Source organism: Rhodococcus sp. KBW08, assembly GCF_003852455.1.
In the GTDB taxonomy this organism is placed as follows: Bacteria; Actinomycetota; Actinomycetes; order Mycobacteriales; family Mycobacteriaceae; genus Rhodococcus_F; species Rhodococcus_F baikonurensis.
Genome location: NZ_QAJJ01000080.1, coordinates 1 through 319, shown reverse-complemented (window position 1 = coordinate 319; position 319 = coordinate 1). Strand labels below are relative to the sequence as shown.

The following is a 319-nucleotide window of genomic DNA, read 5'->3' as shown; positions in this document are numbered from 1 at the left end:
TTCTTTACTTACTCAGTAATGCAGTGGAGTTGACTTTGGTCAATTTATTGTGGAGAAAAGGTAGTAATCTTCGGATGCTACCGAACTGTTCTGAGGACAGTGTCAGGTGGGGAGTTTGACTGGGGCGGTACATCTGTCAAATGGTAACGCAGGTGTCCCAAGGTGAGCTCAACCAGGACAGAAACCTTGTGTGGACCAAAAGGGGAAATGCTCACTTGATTTTGATTTTCAGTACGAATACAGACCGTGAAAGCGCGGCCTATCGATCCTTTTGATTTCTTTAGAGTTTAAAGCAAGAGGTGTCAGAAAAGTTACCACA

Annotated in this window: 1 rRNA gene; it reads left to right on the top strand. The window is 44.2% G+C overall.

The window, feature by feature from the left end:
- Positions 1 to 316, top strand: a 23S ribosomal RNA gene (locus tag DBV08_RS32670); the annotation flags it as partial.
- Positions 317 to 319: the final 3 nt, after the last annotated feature.